The organism is Phenylobacterium sp. (assembly GCF_020402505.1).
Lineage (GTDB): Bacteria > Pseudomonadota > Alphaproteobacteria > Caulobacterales > Caulobacteraceae > Phenylobacterium.
The window spans coordinates 1-16,828 of record NZ_JADBZL010000042.1 but is presented as its reverse complement, the minus strand read 5'-3'; the positions used below and the strand labels follow the sequence as shown (position 1 = coordinate 16,828).

The 16,828-nt window shown below is 70.2% G+C and carries 22 protein-coding genes, 1 tRNA gene and 2 pseudogenes; 13 read left to right on the top strand and 12 right to left on the bottom strand.

Features of this window, described 5'->3' with window-relative positions; all coding sequences use genetic code 11:
• A pseudogene (locus tag IM632_RS03645) lies at positions 1-149 on the bottom strand (D-glycerate dehydrogenase); the annotation flags it as partial.
• Positions 150-229: 80 nt separating this feature from the next.
• Between IM632_RS03645 and IM632_RS03640 the strand changes: the two are divergent.
• The 4 genes from IM632_RS03640 (at position 230) to IM632_RS03625 (ending at position 3,497) form a co-directional block, all read left to right on the top strand.
• Positions 230-781 carry an SH3 domain-containing protein gene (locus IM632_RS03640; protein WP_296552015.1) on the top strand — a complete coding sequence of 184 codons (552 nt, stop codon included), beginning with the start codon at positions 230-232 and terminating at the stop codon, positions 779-781.
• A gap of 91 nt (positions 782-872) precedes the next feature.
• Positions 873-1,400: a 3-hydroxyacyl-[acyl-carrier-protein] dehydratase FabA gene (gene fabA, locus IM632_RS03635; RefSeq protein ID WP_296524771.1), complete on the top strand. Its 528-nt coding sequence runs from the start codon at positions 873-875 to the stop codon at positions 1,398-1,400.
• Positions 1,401-1,426: 26 nt separating this feature from the next.
• A complete protein-coding gene (fabB, locus tag IM632_RS03630; RefSeq protein ID WP_296518809.1) occupies positions 1,427-2,638 on the top strand; it encodes a beta-ketoacyl-ACP synthase I in 1,212 nt (403 codons plus the stop codon).
• 43 nt (positions 2,639-2,681) lie between these two features.
• On the top strand, positions 2,682-3,497 hold the full coding sequence (locus tag IM632_RS03625; protein WP_296484669.1) for an enoyl-ACP reductase: 816 nt from the start codon (positions 2,682-2,684) through the stop codon (positions 3,495-3,497).
• A gap of 22 nt (positions 3,498-3,519) precedes the next feature.
• Here the strand turns inward: IM632_RS03625 and IM632_RS03620 are convergent, their stop codons facing one another.
• Positions 3,520-4,128 (bottom strand): TetR/AcrR family transcriptional regulator, encoded by a 609-nt coding sequence (locus tag IM632_RS03620; protein WP_296484672.1) that lies wholly within the window; start codon positions 4,126-4,128, stop codon positions 3,520-3,522.
• Positions 4,129-4,386: 258 nt separating this feature from the next.
• Between IM632_RS03620 and IM632_RS03615 the strand changes: the two genes are divergently transcribed.
• Positions 4,387-5,628: a UbiH/UbiF/VisC/COQ6 family ubiquinone biosynthesis hydroxylase gene (locus IM632_RS03615; RefSeq protein ID WP_296484675.1), complete on the top strand. Its 1,242-nt coding sequence runs from the start codon at positions 4,387-4,389 to the stop codon at positions 5,626-5,628.
• A gap of 7 nt (positions 5,629-5,635) precedes the next feature.
• Here IM632_RS03615 and IM632_RS03610 read toward each other — a convergent pair whose 3' ends face one another.
• Genes IM632_RS03610 through IM632_RS03595 form a run of 4 tightly spaced genes read right to left on the bottom strand, consistent with a single transcriptional unit; the run spans position 5,636 to position 8,015 of the window.
• Positions 5,636-5,869 (bottom strand): Trm112 family protein, encoded by a 234-nt coding sequence (locus IM632_RS03610; RefSeq protein ID WP_296484677.1) that lies wholly within the window; start codon positions 5,867-5,869, stop codon positions 5,636-5,638.
• Positions 5,870-5,877: 8 nt separating this feature from the next.
• Positions 5,878-6,528, bottom strand: a complete 651-nt coding sequence (locus tag IM632_RS03605) for an LON peptidase substrate-binding domain-containing protein (RefSeq protein ID WP_296484680.1) — start codon at positions 6,526-6,528, stop codon at positions 5,878-5,880.
• Between the two features lie 5 nt (positions 6,529-6,533).
• Positions 6,534-7,442, bottom strand: a complete 909-nt coding sequence (locus IM632_RS03600) for a co-chaperone YbbN (RefSeq protein ID WP_293512269.1) — start codon at positions 7,440-7,442, stop codon at positions 6,534-6,536.
• Positions 7,443-7,496: 54 nt separating this feature from the next.
• The gene (locus IM632_RS03595) at positions 7,497-8,015 is read right to left on the bottom strand and encodes a YbaK/EbsC family protein (RefSeq protein ID WP_296497218.1); all 519 of its coding nucleotides are present in this window, start codon (positions 8,013-8,015) and stop codon (positions 7,497-7,499) included.
• A 102-nt stretch (positions 8,016-8,117) separates the two neighbouring features.
• Between IM632_RS03595 and IM632_RS03590 the strand changes: the two genes are divergently transcribed.
• The 3 genes from IM632_RS03590 to IM632_RS03580 all read left to right on the top strand — a co-directional run bounded on the left by IM632_RS03590 (position 8,118) and on the right by IM632_RS03580 (position 9,435).
• Positions 8,118-8,861 (top strand): DUF6065 family protein, encoded by a 744-nt coding sequence (locus tag IM632_RS03590; RefSeq protein ID WP_296484686.1) that lies wholly within the window; start codon positions 8,118-8,120, stop codon positions 8,859-8,861.
• Between the two features lie 79 nt (positions 8,862-8,940).
• A tRNA-Gly gene (locus IM632_RS03585) sits at positions 8,941-9,015 on the top strand.
• Positions 9,016-9,105: 90 nt separating this feature from the next.
• Positions 9,106-9,435: a DUF6481 family protein gene (locus IM632_RS03580; protein WP_293512275.1), complete on the top strand. Its 330-nt coding sequence runs from the start codon at positions 9,106-9,108 to the stop codon at positions 9,433-9,435.
• A 126-nt stretch (positions 9,436-9,561) separates the two neighbouring features.
• Here the strand turns inward: IM632_RS03580 and IM632_RS03575 are convergent, their stop codons facing one another.
• Positions 9,562-9,840, bottom strand: a complete 279-nt coding sequence (locus IM632_RS03575; protein ID WP_296484689.1) for a TetR family transcriptional regulator — start codon at positions 9,838-9,840, stop codon at positions 9,562-9,564.
• Positions 9,841-9,971: 131 nt separating this feature from the next.
• Between IM632_RS03575 and IM632_RS03570 the strand changes: the two genes are divergently transcribed.
• Together IM632_RS03570 and IM632_RS03565 are read left to right on the top strand one after the other, a co-directional pair.
• Positions 9,972-10,211: an AbrB/MazE/SpoVT family DNA-binding domain-containing protein gene (locus IM632_RS03570; protein ID WP_296484691.1), complete on the top strand. Its 240-nt coding sequence runs from the start codon at positions 9,972-9,974 to the stop codon at positions 10,209-10,211.
• A gap of 2 nt (positions 10,212-10,213) precedes the next feature.
• Positions 10,214-10,600, top strand: coding sequence for a PIN domain-containing protein (locus IM632_RS03565; RefSeq protein ID WP_296484694.1), 387 nt, complete (start codon positions 10,214-10,216; stop codon positions 10,598-10,600).
• Between the two features lie 71 nt (positions 10,601-10,671).
• Here IM632_RS03565 and IM632_RS03560 read toward each other — a convergent pair whose 3' ends face one another.
• Positions 10,672-11,313 carry a class I SAM-dependent methyltransferase gene (locus tag IM632_RS03560; RefSeq protein ID WP_296484696.1) on the bottom strand — a complete coding sequence of 214 codons (642 nt, stop codon included), beginning with the start codon at positions 11,311-11,313 and terminating at the stop codon, positions 10,672-10,674.
• A gap of 155 nt (positions 11,314-11,468) precedes the next feature.
• Here IM632_RS03560 and IM632_RS03555 point away from each other — a divergent pair, with 155 nt between their 5' ends.
• A complete protein-coding gene (locus tag IM632_RS03555; protein ID WP_296484698.1) occupies positions 11,469-13,169 on the top strand; it encodes an alkyl sulfatase dimerization domain-containing protein in 1,701 nt (566 codons plus the stop codon).
• 7 nt (positions 13,170-13,176) lie between these two features.
• A complete protein-coding gene (locus IM632_RS03550) occupies positions 13,177-13,626 on the top strand; it encodes a nuclease (protein WP_296484700.1) in 450 nt (149 codons plus the stop codon).
• 11 nt (positions 13,627-13,637) lie between these two features.
• Here IM632_RS03550 and IM632_RS03545 read toward each other — a convergent pair whose 3' ends face one another.
• Complete coding sequence (locus IM632_RS03545) at positions 13,638-13,976, bottom strand: MmcQ/YjbR family DNA-binding protein (RefSeq protein ID WP_296484702.1); 339 nt, start codon at positions 13,974-13,976, stop codon at positions 13,638-13,640.
• A gap of 139 nt (positions 13,977-14,115) precedes the next feature.
• On the opposite strand from IM632_RS03545, the gene IM632_RS03540 reads away from it, so the two are divergent.
• Positions 14,116-15,270 carry a saccharopine dehydrogenase NADP-binding domain-containing protein gene (locus tag IM632_RS03540; RefSeq protein ID WP_296484703.1) on the top strand — a complete coding sequence of 385 codons (1,155 nt, stop codon included), beginning with the start codon at positions 14,116-14,118 and terminating at the stop codon, positions 15,268-15,270.
• On the opposite strand, the gene IM632_RS03535 is transcribed toward IM632_RS03540, so the two are convergent.
• From IM632_RS03535 to IM632_RS03525, 3 genes and pseudogenes are all read right to left on the bottom strand, one after another.
• Entirely contained in the window at positions 15,267-15,851 is a 585-nt protein-coding gene (locus IM632_RS03535; protein WP_296484707.1) for a hypothetical protein, read from the bottom strand. The genes IM632_RS03540 and IM632_RS03535 overlap by 4 nt on opposite strands.
• Before the next feature lie 67 nt (positions 15,852-15,918).
• Positions 15,919-16,314, bottom strand: a complete 396-nt coding sequence (locus IM632_RS03530; protein WP_296484710.1) for an MAPEG family protein — start codon at positions 16,312-16,314, stop codon at positions 15,919-15,921.
• 52 nt (positions 16,315-16,366) lie between these two features.
• Positions 16,367-16,828, bottom strand: a pseudogene (locus IM632_RS03525) (argininosuccinate synthase domain-containing protein); the annotation flags it as partial.

The window sequence follows — 16,828 nt, the reverse complement described above, 5'->3', positions numbered from 1 at the left end:
TCGCAGCGGCCGACCGCGTCGATCAGGGCCTCCCGGCTCAGGGGCTCGTCGGAGAGGTTCAGTTCGGTGTCGAAAAGCTCGCGCAGGCGCGTCTCGACGGCGTCCGGGAGCCTGCGGGTCACAATCACTTTCGGCTTGCGCGTCGGCATCGGCGGCGGGGTCCCGAATTTCAGCGTCCGGCGAAACGGCGCTCTGGCGCCTTCGTCGCTGAAGCTCTAGCAAAGAGGGCATGAACGGCCAAGTTGAGCCTTCCCTGCGCAGACCCGGAGTCGTCGCGATTGTCCTGCTGGCGGCGGCTTTCGTCCTGTCGCCTCTGGTCGCCGCCGTCGCCGATGCGCGCAGGACCCCATCGGGCCTGCCGGTGCCCCGCTATGTCACGCTGAAGTTCGGGTCGGTGAACGCCCGCTCCGGGCCCGGCGACGACTACCCCGCGCTCTGGGTCTACCAGGTCCGCGGCCTGCCGGTCCAGGTGATCGCCGAGACCTCGGAGTGGCGCCGCATCTGCGATCCCGACCGCGGCGTGGCCTGGGTCCACATGCGCACCACGGACGGTCGCAGGAACGTCATGGGCCTGGCTCCGGCGCCGGTTCCCATCCAGTCCGCCGCCCGGACCGACTCCCGCACCATCGCCCTCCTGAGGCCCCGCGCCCTGGCCGCCCTCCAGCGCTGCGAGGCCGGCTGGTGCCGGATCAAGGCCGACGGCGTTTCCGGCTGGGTCCGGGAGTCGTCCCTCTGGGGCGTCGACGACCGTCCCCAGTGCGTCCCGGCTCCGGCCCGTTGAGCGACCCCTCAGGCTCTGATAGAGCGAAGCCCTCCTGTCCGGCGCACGTCGCCGGGCGATCCCGTTGAAGCGACCCGCGGAAGGGCGAGCCATGATTCCCGGCGCCAAGGCCAAGGACCATTATTCCCGAGAGGAGCTCCTGGCCTGTGGTCGGGGCGAGATGTTCGGACCGGGCAACGCCCAGCTGCCGGTCCCGCCCATGCTGATGTTCGACCGCATCACCCGGATCACCGAGACCGGCGGCGCCTACGACAAGGGCCAGGTCATCGCCGAGCTGGATATCCAGCCGGACCTCTGGTTCTTCGACTGCCATTTCATCAATGACCCGGTGATGCCCGGCTGCCTGGGCCTCGACGCCATGTGGCAGCTGGTCGGCTACTTCCTCGGCTGGTCCGGCGCTCCCGGCAAGGGCCGGGCCCTGGGGGTTGGCGAGGTGCGCTTCGCCGGCCAGGTCACCCCGAAGGTCAAGCAGGTCATCTATCGCATCGACCTGAAGCGCGTGATCATGCGCCGGCTCGTGCTGGGCATCGGCGACGGCGTCATGGAAGCCGATGGCAAGGTCATCTACGAGGCCAAGGATCTGCGGGTCGGCCTTTACGACCCCAAGGATCTGGTCTGAAACCGGCGTATCTGGGGGAACAGGGCATGCGGCGCGTCGTCGTCACCGGCATGGGCATCGTCTCATCCATCGGCAACACCCTGGACGATGTCCGGGCTTCGCTCCACGGCGCCCGGTCGGGGATCGTCGCGGCGCCTGAGTACGCCGAGCTTGGCTTCCGCTGCCAGGTGCACGCCGATCCCGGGCTGGACTGGGAGGCCGCCGTCGACCGGCGGGCCGCCCGTTTCCTCGCCCAGGGCACGGCCTTCGGCCACATCGCCATGGAGCAGGCCATCGCCGACTCCGGCCTGACGGAGGCCGAGGTGTCCCACGAGATGACCGGCCTGATCGTCGGCTCGGGCGGGCCCTCCACCAAGGCGATCATCGAGTCCGCCGCCATCACGAAGGAAAAAGGCCCCAAGCGGGTCGGCCCCTTCGCTGTCCCCAAGGCCATGAGCTCGGGCGTCTCGGCCGTGCTCTCGACCTGGTTCAAGATCCGCGGGCTGAACTATTCGATCTCCTCGGCCTGCGCGACCTCCACCCACTGCATCGGCGCCGCCTATGAACAGATCGCCATGGGCAACCAGGACGTGGTCTTCGCCGGCGGGGCCGAGGAGCTGCACTGGACCCTCTCGGTCCTGTTCGACGCCATGGGCGCCATGAGCTCGAACTTCAACGACCGGCCTGCGGTGGCCAGCCGGGCCTATGACGTCGCCCGCGACGGCTTCGTCATCGCCGGCGGCGCCGGAATCCTGGTGCTTGAGGACCTGGAACGGGCCCGGGCGCGCGGCGCGAAGATCTATGGCGAGATTGTCGGCTATGCCGCCAACTCGGACGGATTCGATATGGTCGCCCCCTCCGGCGAGGGCGCGGTGCGGTGCATGCGCCTGGCCCTGTCCCGCGCCGGCAACCGCAAGGTCGACTACCTGAACCCGCACGGCACCTCGACTCCGGTGGGGGACATCAAGGAGATGGAGGCGGTCCGCGAGGTCTTCGGAGAGGCGGCCCCCGCCATCTCGTCCACCAAGTCCCTGACCGGGCACAGCCTGGGGGCCGCCGGCGCCCAGGAGGCGATCTATTCCCTCCTCATGCTCAACTCGGGTTTCCTGGCCGAGAGCGCGCACATCGAGACCCTGGATCCGGCTTTCGAGGGCCTGCCCATCCTGCGCCGGCGCGAGGACCGCCAGGTCGAGACCGTCATGTCCAACAGCTTCGGGTTCGGCGGCACCAACGGGTGCCTGGTGATGTCCAGGGTCTGACGGGGCGGGGACGCCCCCGCCTGAACAATTCGGGAGACGCGAAGTGGCCGACGACTACAACATGCCCGCGGGCGCGCTCATGCAGGGCAAGCGCGGGATCATCACCGGGGTGGCCAACCACCAGTCCATCGCCTGGGGCATCGCCAGCCAGCTGGCGGCCCAGGGCGCAGAGATGGCCTTCTTCCACCTGCCGGGCATGGAGCGGCGGGTCCGCCCCCTGGCCGAGAGCGTCGGCGCGACGGTGATCGAGCCCGTCGACGTCACCGACGACGCCAGCATGGACGCCGGCTTCGCGGCGGTCGAGGCGGCCTTCGGCAAGATCGACTTCTTCGTCCACGCCCTGGCTTTCGCCCCCCGCGACCAGATCAAGGGCTCCTTCGTCGAGAACGCCACGCGGGAAGGCTTCCGCACGGCCATGGACATCTCGGCCTACAGCTTCGTCGACTGCGCCCGGCGGGCCAGCCGCATGATGCCGGACGGCGGATCGCTGATCACCCTGACCTATCTGGGCTCCGAGCGGGCCATCCCGAACTACAACACCATGGGCGTGGCCAAGGCCGCGCTGGAGGCCGCCACCCGCTACATCGCCCGCGACCTCGGTCCCCAGGGCATCCGGGCCAACGCCATCTCGGCAGGCGCCATGCGCACCCTGTCCCTGGCGGGCATTTCCGGCGGCCGGTCCATGCTGGCCCAGGGCCGGGCCCTGTCCGCTCTGAAGGAGGACACAAGCATGGAGGGCGTCGCCGGCGCCGCCCTCTGGCTCCTGTCCGACCTGGGCCGGTCCACCACGGGCGAGGTCGTCCACGTCGACGCCGGCTTCCACATGATGGGCCTTCCGGACGACTCCGAGGAGGGCTGAGGTCCCGGGTCCCCCGGGACCGTCACGGTCCGTAGGCCCTCACGAAGCGGCTGGCCGCCTCCCGGGCGATCCGGTCGATGACCGCCGCATCCAGGTTGGACTCCACCCCAAGCAGCCGTCCTGTCTGGTGGGAGCCGATGACCATGCCGGCGAAGAACTCCGCCGCCAGGGCGCTGTCTTCGACCCGCAGGCGACCGGCTCGCGTCTCTCCGTCCAGAAAGGCCGCCAGCCGCGCCCGCGAGGTGCGGGCGCCCGTGTCGAAAAAGGTCCGCGCCAGGTCCGGCATCTCGGCCGCGCCCTGAATGTGGATCCGAAGGAGGGCGATGGAGGAGGGCGTGGCGATGGATTCCAGGACCACCCGGGCATAGCCCGCCAGCGCCTCCTCCGGGCCCTCCCCGGAACCGGGATTGTCCAGGTGTGCGGTGATCTCGTCCACGCGCCGTTCGATCAGCACCCGCACCAGCTCGGCCTTGGAGCCAAACCGGTTGTAGACCGTCTGCTTGGAGACCCGCGCCCGCCGGGCGATATCCTCGATGGACGCGCCCATGCCGCGTTCGGCCAGCGCCTGACGCGCGGCTTCGAGGATGGCGATCCCCTTGGATTCGTCCACCTGACCCAGACGACGCGGCATCAGCTCCGCGCCCCGGCGCGCTTCAGGGCCCCCCTTCGAAGGGAGCCTCCAATGACATTTCCGGGTCGCCTGGGTCTCTTCCGGCCCATCGCTTCCCCCCCTTTGCAGTCCTTGGGAGCTTCCCGTCTCCCTTGTCGGCACCTTGGCGCGCTCCGCATTATCGCACAACTCCGGAATGGACCGCTTCGTCCGTGTAAGCCCCGGACGCACCCCTGGAAGGGACTGGACGCTGGCCTCCCGTCGGCGGCATATCGCGACATGGACGCCGACGTGATCATCGCCGGCGCCGGCATGGCCGGCGCCACCCTCGCCCTGGGCCTGGTCCGCAGCGGCCTGAAGCCCATACTGATCGACGCGCAACCCTTCGAGGCCCAGCTGGCGCCGGACTTCGACGGCCGCGCCTCGGCCATCGCCTTTTCCAGCTTCCGCCAGTGGCGGGCTCTGGGCCTGGCCGGGGACCTCGAGCCCTACGCCGAGCGAATCGCTGAAATCCTGGTCACGGATGGACGAACGCCGGGCCCCTCCGCCGGGGCGCCCGCCCTCGCCTTTCTGCGCTTCGACGCCGCCGAAATCGCCGACCGGGTCGAGGGGGAGCCCCTGGGCTATATGATCGAGAACCGGCGGATCCGCGCCGCCCTCGCCGCGGCGGTCCGGCGTGAGGGCGTCGAAGTGCTGGCGCCGGCCCGGGTGGCCGGGGTCGACTTCACCCCCGGAGGCGCGGCCGTGCGCCTGGAGGACGGCCGGGTCCTGGCCGCCCCCCTCGCCGTCGGCGCCGAGGGCCGCGTCTCCGCCGTGGCGGCGGCGGCGGGGATCCGCAGCACCGGCTGGACTTATCCCCAGACCGGGGTGGTGGCCACGGTCCGGCTGGACCTGCCGCACGGCGGCGTGGCGCACGAGTATTTCCTGCCGTCCGGGCCCTTCGCCATCCTGCCCCTGACCGGACAGCGCGCGAGCCTGGTCTGGACAGAGTCTCCCCGCCGCGCCGAGACCCTGCGGACCGCCCGGCCCGAGATCTTTCACGCCCACCTGCAGCGCCGGTTCGGCGACCTTCTTGGCCGGCCCCGGCTGGAGGGTCCGGTCTTCACCTATCCGTTGTCCCTGCACCTGCCCGAGACCATCATCGCCCCCCGCGCCGCCCTCGTCGGCGACGCCGCCCACGGGGTGCACCCCGTCGCCGGACAGGGGCTGAACCTCGGTCTGAAAGACGCCGCGGCCCTGGTCCAGGTTCTGGTAGAGGCCGTCCGCCTGGGGGAGGACATCGGCTCGGAGGTCGTGCTGGGCCGCTACGCCCGCTGGCGCAGCGTCGACAATATCGGCCTGGCGGTGGCGGCGGACGCCTTTGTCCGCCTCTTCTCCAACGACAATCCCCTGCTCAGGGTCGTCCGCGGGGCGGGCCTTTCCGTCGTCAACCGGATCGGCCCGGCGCGTCGCTTCTTCATGCAGGAGGCGGGGGGCGCGGTGGGCGACCTGCCCCGCCTGCTCCGCGGCGAGGCGCCCTGACAGGCTCTCAGAGCGTCCGGGCTTCCTCGGGCAGCATGACGGGAACGCCGTCCCGGACCGGATAGGCCAGTTTCGCCTTGCGGCTGATCAGTTCGCCGGCGACGCGGTCGTACTCCAGGGGTCCGTGGGTGACCGGGCAGACAAGAATCTCCAGAAGCCGGGGGTCGAGTCCGGGATCCAGGCCGGGAAGCGGGGCGTCGGAGGGGGTCCCGGACGGTGTCTCAGGGGGGGTCTCAGGCATCAGCGGTCCTACTGCAGGGTCTCGGGCGGACCGTCGTCATCGCCCAGGGCGTCGATCTCGAGGAGGGCGGTGAGCACGTCCTGCCGGTCGCCCCGGTCCGGCGCCTCCAGAAGGGCCTGCTTCTCCGCGGGAGAGAAGGGCAGGCTCATGGCCAGGCCGGCGACCAGCTCGTCCAGGGGCGCGGCGTTGAGGGCGGAGTCGTCCACGTCGAGGTCGCGGCGGTTGAGGTAGGCTCTCAGGGCCTTCGCCAGTCGGGCCCGTTCCCCGCCGGTCCGCCGGCCTGGCTCCAGGTCGTCCGTAAACGGAGCAAAATCCGGCGTCACCTGGCGGTACGGGGTGGGCAGGTCAAGTTCCTCGGCGATCCGGAACCGGCAAACCCCCGTCAGGGTGATCAGGTAATCCCCCTCGGCGCCGTCCCGGAACCGGGTGACCCGGCCGGCGCAGCCGATGCGCGCCAGGCTGGGCCGGGCCTTGTCGCCGCCCGAGGTTTGCACCATGCCGATCATCCGCGCCCCGGTCATGACATCATCCAGCATGTTCAGGTAGCGGGGCTCGAAGATGCGCAGGGGCAGTTCCGCCCCGGGCAGCAGGAGGGCGCCGTCCAGCGGGAAGACCGGAAGGGTCTGGGGCAGCTCGATGCGAAGGGGCCGGGGCGCCATGGTCCTTAAGAGAACAGGATGGCGGAAAGCCGCCGGCGGCCCTGCCGGGCCAGGTCGGAGGCGGCGCCCGCCGCCTCGAAGACGGTCAGGAGCTGGGCCCGTGCGGCGCCCTCGTTCCAGTCGCGATCGGCGGCGATGATCTGCAGGAGGTGGTCCATGGCCGCCTCAAGCCTTCCCGCGCCGGCCAGGGCCCGGGCCAGCTCGAAGCGGGCCTCGTGGTCGGCGGGGTCGGCGGCGAGCCGGGCCTCGAAGGCGGCGGTCTCTGCGGGGGCGGCCTCGGCCAGGGCCAGGGCCGCGCGCACGCTTTCCAGCCCCGGGTCCCTGGCGCCTTCCGGGGCCATGGCGGCGATCTCGGCGGCGCGCTCCCGGTCACCCCCCTCCAGGTAGACCCGGGCCATGCCGCCCAGGGCGCGAACGTCCTGGGGGTCGGTCTGCAGCACACGGGCGAAGGCCTGGGCGGCGGTATTGAGATCGCCCGCCTCCAGGGCCTCGCGGCCGACTGCAATCAGCTCGTCGCCGGCGTCGGCCGGGGCCTGCGCGGCCAGGCGCTCCACGAAGGCCTTGATCTGGCTCTCCGGCAGGGCGCCCGTGAAGCCGTCCACCGGCCGGCCGCCCACGAAGGCGAAGACGGCGGGAATGGACTGGACGCGCAGCTGGCCGGCGAACTTGGGATGCTGGTCGATGTCGATCTTGACCAGCTTGACCTTGCCCTTCGCGGCGGTGACGGCGCGCTCGATGGCCGGACCCAGCTGCTTGCAGGGGCCGCACCAGGGCGCCCAGAAGTCGACGATGACCGGCGTCTCGCGCGAAGCCTCGATGACGTCGGCCATGAAGCCGGCGTCGGTCCCGTCCTTGATCAGGCCGGCGGGCGCCGCGCCCGACAGGGGGGCCGAGTTTTCACCGATCAGCGCCATGGGGGTCTCCGAGAGAAGGTTGAGGCTGCAAGATGGACCTTCCGGGCGTCGGCTTCAACGCGTCGCAAGCGGATGGAGGGCCAGCCGCGGGAAATCCACCACCAGGGGGTCCCGCCGCAGGTGGCCCAGGAAGGTCCTGAGGCCCGCCTGGTCCACCGTGGTGGTGGCGGTGTTCTCCAGCGGATGGAAGCTGACCTCCTGGGCTTCGGCCAGGGCCAGGTCCAGCACCAGGCGCACCCGGTGCAGGGGGTCGTTGGCCAGGGCGAACAGGGTCACCGAGCCCGGCGTCACCCCCAGGGTCTCGGCCATCCGCTCCGCCGAGCCGAAGGACAGGCGGGCCGAGCCGATCACCGTGTGCAGGCGCTTCAGGTCGATGGCCGTGTCGTCCTTCGCGCAGACCAGCCACAGGTCTCCCCGGGCGTCCTTCAGGAACAGGTTCTTGGTATGGGCTCCGGGGATTTTCGCCTTGATCGCTCCGCCCTCGCCCACCCGGAACACCGCCGGATGGTCCAGGGTGGCGTGCGTCATGCCCAGCTGGTCGAAGAGGGCGAGGAGGCCGGCGCGGTCGAGCATGGCGCTCCTTACCCTTCCCCCGCCCGCCCGAAAAGCGGTGGACGCTGCGCGCGCGCCCTCGGTAAGGGAAGGGGCAGGACAGACAAGGACCGGGGGCCCGCCATGGAGCTCGAGTGCTATCCCACCGCCGACCGCCCGCCGGAGATCGTGCCCGGCCGGCCCCAGCGCGCCTGGATGGACAGGTTCGCCGCCCGGCACCCCTATCGCTGCCTGCCCCTGTCCATGGCCAACACCACGGGCTGGGAGATCCTCTGCCCCATGAGCTTCACCGCCGAGTGGAACGGCGGGGTCATGCAGGAGGACATCACCCTCACCCCCGACCGGCCGCACCCGGAGTTCCACCGCTTCGTCATGAGCCATTTCTCCTCGGGCGTCGTGACCATGCATCCGGGCTATCTCTTCCGCACCCCGCCCGGCTGGTCGGTGCTGGCCCAGGGCCCGCCCAACCACGTGAAGGACGGCATCCAGCCCCTGTCGGGCCTGGTGGAGACCGACTGGCTGCCCTTCCCCTTCACCATGAACTGGATCTTCACCCGCCCGGGCCGGGTGCGGTTCGAGAAGGGCGAGCCCTTCTGCTTCATCACCCTGATGAAGGACCGCGAGATGGCCGACTTCCAGCCGGTGATCCGTTCCATGGCCCGCAATCCAGAGCTGCGCGGCCAGTACGAGGCCTGGGAAAAGCACCGGACCGAGTTCAACCGCCGGATCATGCGCTTCGAGCCCGAGGCCACCAAGGAGGCCTGGCAGCGCTTCTATTTCCGGGGTGAACTGCCCGACGAGACCGGTCCCGCCCCCGCCGAACACGTGAATAAGCGCCGCCTGAAGACCCCCCGCTTCCTGGGCTGAGACCGTCTTGCCAAGCCGCCGGGCCTCTGCCATAAGCCGGCTCCCGAACATTGGGGCCCCGAAAGGGACCTCACGGAGCGCGGGCGTAGCTCAGGGGTAGAGCACAACCTTGCCAAGGTTGGGGTCGGGCGTTCGAATCGCCTCGCCCGCTCCAGAATCGGAAAACCGCCAGCTTGATGTCCCCAGGGTTCCGGGGCGCCGCCGGCGGCCGCGAACCCGAATCGAGCCCGGAAGCCAAGACCGCATGCCCCAACCCAAGTTCATGACCTACACGGAGCGCCAGGAGGCGTCGGCCGCCGCCAAGAAGGCGATGCTGGAGCGCCTCAAGCCCAGGCCCCATGTCATGGATCCCGACCTGGAGGCCCGCAAGGCCGCCGCCGCCGCCGAGCTGGAGGCCGTCCGCGCCGCCCGCAACGCCGAACGCGCCGCCAAGCGCGCCGCCGCCGCCGAGGCCGAGCGCCTGCGCCTCGAGGATGAAGCCTTCACCCAGGAGGCCCGCGAGCTCGAGCTCCGCGCCCGCCAGAAGGAAGCCCGCGACCTCCGCTACATCGCGCGGAAGCAGAAGCGGAAGTAGGCGGGGGCCGCATCGGCCGCTCGTGCAACGACATCGTCGACCGATGCAGGCACTGCGCGATCGGGCAAGTCCTGTCGTACGGCGGCCAAGGGGAATGCGATCAGCGCCCGTCGGCAAGCATCCAGGTCAAAACCGCGACCGTTCGCGAAAGACTTGAGCGCCGTTGATGTCCGCGTGTTCCGACCGCCTCTCCCGGCAGAAGCGTGGCGTCACGGCGGCGATCTCACCGACCGCAGATGGCGTCTCGAGCGCCGGAACAAAGACGGGTTGGAAGGCCAGCAGCGCGTGCAGCCAGGTTTCCGCCAACAGGCCCTCGCGCGAGTCGAACCGATGATACAGCGATCCGGTCGACAGACCCACGGCCTCCTGGATCTGGGTTGTGGTGACGGCGGGTCCAGTCGCCATCAGGGCGCCGACTGCGCCAAACACGTCGGCGTCAGAGACGCCGCCGTCTCATCTGTCTTGAGCCCGGACAGCATCTTGAATCGCGCGGCAAAGTCGTATATACGAGTATATCAAAATCATGTGGCGCCCTTATGCCAGTCGTCCGCACCCGAACCTTCCGAAGCGGCAACAGCCAAGCTGTCCGACTCCCCAAGGACGTCGCTTTCGGCGACGACGTGGAGCTCGTCATCGTCCGCTCCGGTGACGTCATGACCATCTATCCCGCTGAGACGACGATCGCGGAGATGATCGACCGGCTCCGCACCTTACCCGCGCCGCCAGATGTCGAACGGCGCGACGACGAGGACCTTCCCGAGCGGGAAGGGCTCTAGGCTTGGCGTATCTGATCGACACAGATGTCGCGATCCATCTTCGCGACGGCGACGCGGACGTGACCGGCAAGATAGGGGCGCTGGACGATGCGATTCTCATGTCGATTGTCACCCGGGTGGAGCTGGAAGGCGGCGTCTACCGTGATCCAGAGCAGGCATCGGTTCGGCGTGCGCGCCTCGACGTAATCTTGAAAGCCATCCCGGCCCTTGCCTTCGACGATACGGCGGCGGACGCGTATGGCGCCATCGTCGCGCATGCGGGCTATTCACGGCGCAAGCTGCTTGACCGGATGATCGCCGCGCAAGCCCTGGTCTGTCGCTCGACCTTGGTGACCTTGAACGGCGCCGATTATAGAGACGTCCCCAATTTGAAATTGCTGACCTGGTGATGCAACGAGAGGGATGCGTCCCGCAACGCGATACCCCTGAAGGATATGGCCAAGGTCAGGAATGTCGTCGTTCAGGATGATGCCAGGAGCAGGGGCAGGGCGCCTGCCCCGTTGTCGGGCGGGGACAGGACAAAGGTTGTCCAGGTCACGGCCGCGCGTCCCTGCAAGTCGGGATTCGAGGCGATCCGGACGACGTTTAGCCCCTGGGTGCGGGCGTAGCCTTCAACTTCACCCCTTGAGACCGGCCAGATGGGCCTGTCGCTCTCGCCGGCTCCATCCCGGACGGAGATAAGCAAGACGCCGCCGGGCTTCAGGAGCGAGGCGACCTTCCGGAAGGCCCGCGGCCGGTCGCCGGGCGTGACGTGCATCAGGACGCCGCTGAGCAGGATGACGTCAAAGGCAAGGCCGAGTCTGTGCGTCGCGGCCAGGGCGGGCAACCGGTCATCCACCCACCCGATCAGGGGGTCGGGGTGCAGGCTCTGGCCCGCCATCCGCATGCCGGGGGAGGGTTCGACGGCGACGACCTCAAAACCTTTTCGCCGCAGCCAGGCCGCATCGCGCCCGGACCCTGCGCCGATGTCGAGGACCAGCCTGCCCGCCCCCTCCGGGAGGTAGTCCAGGAACGAGGCATGAACCGACTCCGGGTCGAGTTGCTCGTATTGGTGCACGAAGACGGCGGCGCGCTCATCGTATCCGCGAACAGGATCGGTCATTTCCAGCCAGCGCCGTCAGTTTCGACGCCAGTCTAGGCGAGGCGACGGGCGCCTCCAATCCCTCGCCCGCTTTCTGCCACTAGGCCGCCCCCTTTCTCCCCCGATCCCCCGAACTGCGCTAGGCTTGAGGCCAGGCAGTTCAGGAAGGGGCCTCCATGCGCAGTTTCGACGCCGATCCGGCCCATGTCGGCACGGGCCCCCTCGGCCAGAAGGCGCATCGTCGGCACATCGCCCACTCCGAGCGGCTTGAGCGGCGGCTCTACGCCCCGCGGCCCGGGGTCTGGTGCCTGGTGGGCAATGGCCTCTCCAACCAGACCTTCATCGAGGGGCCCCTGGGCCTGATCGCCATCGACACCGGCGAGAGCGTGGAGGAGATGCGCACGGCCCTGGCCGAGGTGCGGGCCCACACCTCCGCGCCCCTGGCGGCGGTGCTCTACAGCCACTTCCACTACATCGGCGGCACGACGGCGGCCCTGGACGACGCCGGCCGCGCCGACCTGCCGATCCTGGGGCATGAGCGCATCCCCCTGAACCTGGCCCGCACCTCCGGCGAGATCGGCCCGGCCTATTCCCGGGGGCTGATCCACCAGTTCGGCCTGCGCCTGCCTCCGGAAGGGCCTGACGCCCTGGTCAATGAGGGGCTGGGCCTGCACTTCCGCAATCCCGAACACGCGCCCTTCACCCCCGGCTATGCTCCGCCCACGGAGTTTTTCCGGGGCGGCGAGCGGCTGAGCCTGGCCGGGCTGACCGTGGAGGTCCACCACGCTCCCTCCGACGCCGATGACAGCGTCACCTTCTGGTTCCCGGAGCTTTCGACCTGCGTGCAGAACCTGGTCTGGCCGACCCTGTTCAATATCTTCGCCATCCGCGGCGAGGCGTACCGCGACCCCGAGGTCCTGCTGGAGGGGATCGACCACATCCTCTCGCTCGGGGCCGAGCACCTGGTGGGAACCCACGGCCCTCCGATCTCCGGCGCCGCCGGGATCGCTGCGCGCGTGACCCGCTACCGGGACTCCATCCAGTTCCTCTGGGACCAGACCGTGCGCGGCCTGAACCGCGGCCTGACCGCCGACGCCCTGGCCCACGAGGTCCGCCTGCCCGCCGCCTGCGACGACGACGACCTGACCCGCGAGTTCTATGGCGTGGCCGAGCACCACGTGCGCCAGATCGCCGCCGGCCTGCGCGGCTGGTTCGACGGCGAGCCGGGCAAGCTTTTCGTCCTGCCGCCCGCCGAGCGGGCGCAGCGCCTGGTGGAGGGCTTCGGCGGTGCTGGGGTGGTGCGGGCCCAGGCGGAAGCGGCCCGAGGGTCCGGCGACCTGCGCTGGGCCCTGGAGCTGGCCTCCTGGCTGGCCGGGCGGCCCGGGGCGGAGGCGGACGACCGGACCCTGCTCGCCGGCGTTCTGCGGACCCTCGCCCAGGGGACCTCGGCGGCCAACATCCGAAACTGGTGCCTGACCCGGGCCCTGGAGCTGGAGGGCGCCCTGGACCTTTCGCGCCTCGCCGAACACCGGCTGCGTCCGGCCCAGCTGGCGGCTCGGCCACCGCGCGAAACCTTCCACCTGATGAGGGTCATGATCGACCCCGACCGGGCCGAGGGGATCGACCACCATGTCCGCTTCGACTTCCCGGACGCGGCGCCCGCCGGCCTGCACGTGCGCAATGGCGTCAGCGTCGCCACGGACGGGGCGGCCGCGGGCGCCTCGGTCGCCGTGACCTGGGTAGACCTCATCAAGGCGCTGTGCGGCCAGACCCGCCTGTCCGAGCTCGAGGCCTCGGGCGCGGCCCGACTTTCCGGCGATGCGGCCCTGACCCGTCGCGCCCTGGCGGCCTTCGACCTTCCGGGCCTGGGGCGCTGAGGTGACCTTGCGCCTGACGGCCCTCCTCCTCGCCGCCGGCGCCCTCACCAGCGCCGCCGCCCCCGCGCTCGCCGACCCCTGCCGCGCCGTGCCGCAGAAGGGGCCCATGCCCGCCAGTCTCGCCAAGGGCGAGCGATTCTCAGGCCCGGTGATGCATGTCGGCGACGGGGATTCTCTCTGCGTGGCCGTGGGCCCGCGGCGGGGGACCGACTGGGTCGAGGTCCGCCTGGCCGACTTCCACGCCCCGGAACTCAGGGAGCCCGGCGGCCGGGAGGCCCGCGACACTCTGAAGCGACTCACCCAAGGGCGTCGGGTGGACTGTCTCTCCCGGGGCCGGACCTGGGATCGCGTCGCCGCCGACTGCCGGCTGGACGGACGCGCCCTGGGCGAGCGGATGCGGGCCGCCGGTGTGGCCGAGGGCGGGCGGGGCCGGGGGGAGGCCGCGCGGCGTCGCTGATGACCCCCGGGTCAGCGCTTCCGCGGCGTCTTCGGTCGGGGTGCAGCCAGGGCGTGGGCGGCCTTGAGCGCGGACGCCAGTGTCGCCTCGTCCACAGCCGCGAGGTCGCACCGCGTGGCGCCCATCCGGCCCCATCCGCCCGGGACGGGAGAGAAGGCGACCGGCGCCTGCTCGCAGTAGAAATCCCGCAGGTCGGGGTCGAACATCAGATTGATGTCTGCGCCGTCACCGGCGAGCGTGGCGAAGGTCTTGCGCGGCGTCCGGAGCGCCGTCCGCTCAAAGTGCGGGCGCTCTGAGGCGCCCTCAAGGCTCAGGGCGAGTTCCTTCGCGCGGGCGGGTGTCACAGCCATGATTCCGAGCCTAGCATGGCGCGGGGCCTGAAAGCAGGCCTGCCCCCCCGCGGCCGACATTCTGTCTGGCTGGCCCGACGGCGGCTTGGCTGAGGGCCCGCCAGGGTCCATATCGGAGGCGATAGCCAGGGAGGGACCCATGCGGGCCGACGCGGAATTCGACATCATCGTCTATGGCGCCACCGGATTCACCGGCCGCCTCGTGGCCGAGCATCTGGTCCGCACCCAGCCGCCCGGGGGAGAGGTCTCCTGGGCCATGGCCGGCCGGTCGGCGGACAAGCTGGCCGAGGTGCGCGACCTGATCGGCGCCCCCGCCTCCACCCCCCTGGTGGTCTGCGACGCCGCCGACCCCGCCCAGCTGAAGGCCATGGTGCGGCGCGCCAAGGTCATTGTGACGACGGTCGGGCCCTACCAGCTCTATGGCTCGGACCTGGTCGCCGCCTGCGTCGAGGCCGGGACCGACTATGTCGACCTGTGCGGCGAGTCCAACTGGATGGCCGAGATGATCGAAGCCCACCATGAGGCCGCCAGGGCCTCGGGCGCGCGGATTCTCTTTTCCTGCGGCTTCGACTCCATCCCCTTCGAACTGGGCGTCCTGTTCGCAGAGGAGACGGCCAGGCGGCGTCTTGGCGGGCCCGTCCCGCGGGTGAAGGGCCGGGTGCGGAACATGCGCGGAGGCCTGTCCGGCGGCACCGCGGCCAGCGGCGCGGCGACCATGGACGCCATCCGGCGCAATCCCGCCCTGTTCCAGCTGATGATCAACCCCTTCGCCCTGACCCCCGGCTTCACCGGCCCGGCCCAGCCGTCGGGCAACGAGACGGCCTTCGACGAGGATGTCGGCGCCGAGGTCGGCCCCTTCATGATGGCCGCCATCAACACCAAGAACGTTCACCGCTCCAACTTCCTTCAGGGTCACCCCTGGGGGACGGACTTCACCTATGACGAGATGTCCATCACCGCGCCGGGCTCCAGCACCTCCTTCACCGACCTGGGCGGCGCCGGCGCGCCGAAGCCGGGGGAGGGCCCGAGCCTCGAGGAGCGGGAGAACGGCTTCTACGACATCCTGTTCGTGGGCATCGGCGCCGACGGCCGCAAGGTCCGCGTCTCGGTCAAGGGCGACCGCGATCCTGGCTACGGCTCGACATCCAAGATGCTGGCCGAGACGGCGATCCAGCTGATCGGTACGCCAGCGACGCCGGGCGGGGTCTGGACCCCGGGCGCGGCCCTTGGCGTTCCGCTGATCGATCGCCTCGCCGCCCGGGCCGGCCTGACCTTTACCGACGAAACGGCCTAGCTTCCGGCCTTCGCCTTCACCCGGCCGTCGTCCGGACGCTGGATGCGCGGGCCGAGATTCTCCATCACGGCGCGGGCGTCGAAGGTCTCGGTGGCGCCCGCCGGCTTCGGACCCTTGCCGAGGACGATCTCCGCGGAGGCGGTGAACTTCTCGATGGTCGAGACCTCTGTCGGGGTGCGGTCGAAGGGACCGTCCAGCCAGGGATCGTAAAGCCGCCACCCGTAGGGCCCGTAGTACCGCCAGTAAGGCCGCCAGTAGGGCAGGGGCGTGGGGTTCGGATCGATCCGGGTGGTCGTCTTCCGGTCCGTGTCCCGGGCGACCAGGGTGAAGGTGTCATACCCGTTGGCCAGGGTCAGCTCCGCGGCGCGATAGGCGAGGTAGAGCTCCACCGTCTCCCGAGAGGTGAGGCTGTTGCCAGTGAAGGTCACCCTGTAGCGGCCGGGCTCGATCCGCACGTCGGAATAGCCGCCGCGCCCGGAGGCGCCCTCCAGGAGGGGCTGGTAGGGCGTAGCTGTGGTGCAGGCGGCGAGGCCGGTGGCCAGGGCGAGGCCGGCGATGAGGGCGAGGCTCTTCAGGCGCATCTGGAACTCCGAAGGAAGGTCAGAAGACGAGACTGGCGCCCGTCTCCGGCGAAAGTGTGGCCGTGGGTCAGCCCAGGACGACAAGGATCGCCTTGCCCAGGGCCCCGAACAGCAGGACTGCGGTGGCGATGCCCTGCACCATGAAGCCCAGCTCGCGCTTTTCGGCGGCGGCCGAGTACCCCACGGCGTAGAGGACCCGTCCGAGGATCCAGACCAGACCCAGCGCTGCCGCGGTCACGTCGCCCCAGTAGTGGGCGAAGAGCCACAGCGACCCCAGGAAGATGGGCAGCCATTCGAGCGTGTTCCCCTGCACGCGAAGGTAGCGCTCGAGCATCGGGTCGCCGGACATGGCGGGGGCGGCGATGCCGGACTTCCGGCGGGCGCCGCCGACCCTCATGACCATCCAGACATAGGACAGCAGGGCCAGCAGGGTGACGATGGCGGTGAGATTCGGAAAGCTCATGGGGATTCCTCCGGTTTGGCCGGAGGGTGACATGACCTGCGGCTTTGGGAAACTACCCTCCCGCCCGGTGGTCCCGGCGGGCCTGGACCCGAAGGCGCAGGGCGTTCAGCTTGATGAAGCCGGCGGCGTCGCGGTGGTCGTAGGCCACGGCGCCTTCCTCGAAGGTCACGAGGTCCTGGTCGTAGAGGGACCAGGGGCTCGTCCGGCCGATCACCGAGACATTGCCCTTGTAGAGCTTGACCCGGACCTGGCCGGTCACGTGCTTCTGCGACAGGTCGATGGCCGCCTGCAGCATTTTGCGCTCAGGGGAGAACCAGAAGCCGTTGTAGATCAGGCTGGCGTAGCGGGGCATCAGCTCGTCCTTCAGGTGCGCCGAGCCCCGGTCGAGGGTGATGGACTCGATGCCCCTGTGGGCGGCCAGCAGGATGGTCCCGCCCGGGGTCTCGTAGACGCCCCGGGACTTCATGCCCACGAAGCGGTTCTCCACCAGGTCCAGGCGGCCGATCCCGTTGTC